At 73.2% G+C, this 4,314-nt stretch carries 4 protein-coding genes; 3 read left to right on the forward strand and 1 reads right to left on the reverse strand.

Annotation, left to right across the window (positions count from 1 at the left end; genetic code table 11):
* Positions 1–274: 274 nt before the first annotated feature.
* Complete coding sequence (locus AOK22_RS36665; protein ID WP_055702992.1) at positions 275–715, forward strand: hypothetical protein; 441 nt, start codon at positions 275–277, stop codon at positions 713–715.
* A gap of 95 nt (positions 716–810) precedes the next feature.
* The gene (locus tag AOK22_RS36670; protein ID WP_055702993.1) at positions 811–2,004 is read left to right on the forward strand and encodes a glutathionylspermidine synthase family protein; all 1,194 of its coding nucleotides are present in this window, start codon (positions 811–813) and stop codon (positions 2,002–2,004) included.
* Positions 2,005–2,119: 115 nt separating this feature from the next.
* Here the strand turns inward: AOK22_RS36670 and AOK22_RS36675 are convergent, their stop codons facing one another.
* On the reverse strand, positions 2,120–3,142 hold the full coding sequence (locus tag AOK22_RS36675) for an NADP-dependent oxidoreductase (RefSeq protein WP_055702994.1): 1,023 nt from the start codon (positions 3,140–3,142) through the stop codon (positions 2,120–2,122).
* A 295-nt stretch (positions 3,143–3,437) separates the two neighbouring features.
* Between AOK22_RS36675 and AOK22_RS36680 the strand changes: the two genes are divergently transcribed.
* Positions 3,438–4,314, forward strand: an 877-nt coding sequence (locus AOK22_RS36680; protein WP_167357930.1) for an AfsR/SARP family transcriptional regulator, incomplete at its 3' end; no start/stop codon positions are given.

Consider the following 4,314-nt stretch of genomic DNA (forward strand, 5'->3'; position numbering starts at 1 on the left):
GGCCGTGCCGAAGCAGACCGCTGAGCCGAGTGCGCAAATCATCCCAAGAGACACGAAGTGACTGTAGAGGAAGGGGAGTCAAAGGAGACCCAAGGGACATCCGGTGGAGCCGACTGGCACGGCGCGCGGAGCCTTCCCTACGCTGAGCGCCGACGTCGTACGCCCTGCCGCGTACGACGGCACACGCACAACGGCACACGCACGACGCATCGCGTACGACAACGCGCGCACGACGCACCGCGTACGGCGCGCGGCAACGGGGGACGGCGAAGACATGGCACAGAAGCAACCACGGCGGCTGCGCTCCAGCACGGTCGTGCTCGGCGGCATGGGCGTGCTCGCCGCGGCCCTGACCTCCTGCGGCTCGGACCCGGACCGGCGCTGCGTGGACCGGGACAGCTACGACGCCTTCCGCGGGTACAAGATCATCGGCGACCAGAGCTGCAACGCGGGGGCGTCGGGCTCCTCGTCGAAGAGCAAGGGGCGCAAGACGGGCTCCGGCTCGTACGGCACGGGCAGCGGCACGGGCTCCGGCACGGGAACGGGCTCGGGCTCGGGCACGGGCACCGGCAAGTCGTCGGGCCGTACCGACCCCGCCTGGTACTACGACGCCGAGATCGACGGGACGCACGCCGACTACGGCACCTTCAGCCGCAGCGAGGCCGTCGACCGCGACGGCTTCGGCTGCTCGGGCAGCGGCAGCGGCGGCGGCTGAGCGGGCCCGGACCCCGACCCCGCCCCGGACGCCGGCCAGGTACCGCCCCGGACGTCCACCCGGACCCCGCCCCGGACACGGAAGACACGTAGGCCATGGAACGCCGCACCATCGAGCCCCGCCCCGGCTGGCAGCAGACCGTCGAGGACCAGGGGCTGATCTACCCGCTCACCCGCTACCCCGACGACAGCCTGCGCCCCTACTGGGACGAGAGCGCGTACTACGTCTTCTCGCTCCCCGAGGTCGAGGCCCTGGAGGAGGTCGTCGAGGAGCTGCACGCCATGTGCCTGGCCGCCGCCGCGCACATCGTCGAACACGACCGCCTCGCCGACCTCGGCATCACCGACCCGCGCGTGGCCGACGCCGTCACCGAGGCCTGGCGCCGGCGCGCCGAACTGCCTTCCCTGTACGGCCGCTTCGACCTGCGCTACGACGGCTCCGGCGGCCCCGCCAAGATGCTGGAGTACAACGCCGACACCCCCACCTCCCTGGTCGAGGCCGCGAGCCCCCAGTGGTTCTGGATGGAGGAACGCTTCCCCGGCGCCGACCAGTGGAACTCCCTGCACGAACGTCTCGTCGACGCTTGGAAGAAGCAGGCCCCGCTGCTGCCGCCCGGCGGTCCGCTGTACTTCGCGCACTCCGCCGCCGACGAGCTCGGCGAGGACCTGATGACGGTCGCGTATCTGCGCGAGACGGCCGACCAGGCGGGCCTCGCGACGGAGTCCATCTCCATGGAGGACATCGGCTGGGACCGTCTCTCGCACCGCTTCGTCGACAAGAAGCTGCGGTTCATGCGGAGCTGCTTCAAGCTCTACCCGTGGGAGTGGCTGACCACGGACCGCTTCGCGCCGCACGTCCTGCGGACCCTCGACAACGGCGGCGGCACGGGCTCGACCCTGTGGATCGAGCCCGCCTGGAAGATGCTCCTGTCCAACAAGGCGCTGCTCGCGGTGTTGTGGGAGCTGTACCCGGGCCACCCGAACCTCCTCCCCGCCTACCTGGACGGCCCGCGCGAGCTGGCCGAGGCGGGCGGCCGCGGCCATGTCGCCAAGCCCCTGCTCGGCCGTGAGGGCGCGGGCGTGACGGTCCACGAGCCCGGCGCCCCCGCCGTCGTACGCGAAGAGGCCTGCTGCTACCAGGAGTTGGCTCCGCTGCCCGACTTCGACGGCAACCGGGTCGTGCTCGGCGCCTGGGTCGTGGAGGACGAGGCGGCCGGCCTCGGCATCCGGGAGTCGTCGGGGCTGATCACGGACGAGTACGCGAGGTTCATCCCGCACGTCATCCTGTGAGGCCGATCGGGTGCGCGTCGTCCTGGGAGGTCGATCGGGTACGAGCCATCCTGTGAGGCCGATCGGGTACGCGCCGGGGGCGGTCCGGCGCGTACCCGTCGCGAGCCGGCGCGGCTCAGGAGGCGGCGCCCGCGTCCAGACGGACCAGCATCTTGCCGGTGTTCGCCCCGCGCAGCACCCCGAGGAAGGCCTCCGGCGCGCGGTCGAGCCCGTCCACGACGGTCTTCTCGGTGCGCAGGGTGCCGTCGGCGAGCAGGGGAGCGGCCCGGCCGATCCACTCCGGGAACAGGTCGAAGTGGCTGGTCACGAGCATGCCGCGCAGGGTGGCCTCCTGCTTGGCGGCCTGGAAGAGGTTGTCGGGGCCGGGCACGGGTGAGGCCGAGTTGTACGTGCTGATCGCGCCGACCAGCGCGATGCGGCCGCCGGGACGGATCGCGCCGATCGCGGCCTGGAGGTGGTCGCCGCCGACCGAGTCGAGGTAGACGTCCACGCCGTCGGGCGCGGCCTGCGCGAGCTGCTCGGGCAGACCTCCCGCGCGGTAGTCGATCGCCGCGTCATACCCGAACGTGTCGAGGAGCTTCTTCGTCTTCGCCGGGCCGCCCGCCGAACCGATCACCCGCGAGGCACCCAGCTCACGGGCGATCTGCCCGGCGACGCTGCCGACCGCGCCGGCCGCGGCGGACACGAGGACGACGTCGCCCTCGCGGACGGGGGCGGTGCGGGTCAGCGCGGCGTACGCGGTCAGGCCCGTCGCGCCGAGCGGGCCGAGGTAGGCCTCGGCGGGGGCGACGGAGGTGTCGACGACCGTCACGGCGGCGGCGTCGAGCACGGCGTACTCCCGCCATCCCAGGAAGTGCGTGACGGTCGCGCCGACCGGCACCTCGGGTGCGTTCGAGGCGACGACCTCGCCCACCGCACTGCCTTCGAGCGGGGCGTCCAGCTGGAACGGCGGGATGTACGAGGGGGCGTCGTCCATCCGGCCCCGCATGTACGGGTCGACCGACATCCACTGGTTGCGGACGACGACCTGCCCCTCGCCGGGCCGGTCGGGCACCTCGGCGGTGGCCAGGGCGAAGTCGGCGGCGGTGGGCGCGCCGACGGGACGGGCGGCGAGACGGATTTCGCGGGAGGCGGGCATCGGGGGCTCCTTGGGCGGTGGGTCTGTGTGTGGCAGTTGGCCGGGCGGCCGGGTGGCCGTGGGCGTGCGGCTGGGGGCCGTGTGGCCTCCTGGGCGACCGCGGTGCCGCGATCACGGGAACACCGTGCCGGGGAGCGCGCACGGAACACTGACGGTTCACGCACGGGGGACCGTCAGCGGAGGCGAGGGTTCTCGTCAGCGGCGGCTGGGCCCGCGTCGACGGGGGCGAGGAGTCCGCGTCGACGGGAGGCGAGCGTCCGTGTCGGCTGTGCCAAGGGCCGATTAACGTGGCCGTATGCGATTCGAGGTGCTCGGCCCGTTGACGGTGCGCACGGAGGACGGGACGGTCGTGCCCGCCCCGGAACCGAAGGTGCGCACGCTGCTCGCCGCGCTCCTCGTGCGGGCGGGCCGGCCGGTCCCGGTGGACACCCTGGTCGACGACCTGTGGGGCGAGCGGCTGCCGTCGTCGCCCGCCAACTCCCTTCAGACGAAGGTCTCCCAGCTCCGCCGCACCCTGGAACGCGCCGAACCGGGCGGCCGCGCCCTCGTGGTGTACGGCCCCGCCGGATACGAGCTGCGCGTCCCGCGTGAACACGTCGACGCCACCCGTTTCGAGGCCCTGACGACGCGTGCGTACGAGGAGGGTGCGGGGGAGGCGAGGGCAGGGGAGGCGACCGGGCAGGCCGCCGGGTCACCCCCTCACGCAGGCGCGGACCCTCGCACGAAAGTCTCCCTCCTGATCGACGCCCTGGCGCTCTGGCACGGACCCGCCTACGCCGACTTCCGCGACGCCGACTTCACGCGGACGACGGTCTCGCGCCTGGAGGAACAGCGCCTCACCGCCCAGGAGACGCTGGCCGAACTCCGTCTCGACCTCGGCGAACACGCCGTACTGGCCGACGAACTGGCGCCGCTCGTCGCCCACGAGCCGCTCCGCGAACGCCTGCGGGCCGCCCACATGCGCGCCCTGTACCGCTCCGGCCGCCCGGCCGACGCCCTGGACTCCTACCGCGACCTGCGCCTCCGTCTCGCCGACGAACTCGGCATCGACCCGAGCCCCGAACTCACCTCCCTGCACGAGGCCATGCTCCGCCAGGACGCGCGGCTGTCGGCACCGGTGCCCACGTCCTCCGTACCCACGTCCTCCGCACCCGCGGCCACGCACGCGTCCG

This window comes from Streptomyces silaceus (genome assembly GCF_001419745.1).
GTDB lineage: Bacteria > Actinomycetota > Actinomycetes > Streptomycetales > Streptomycetaceae > Streptomyces > Streptomyces silaceus.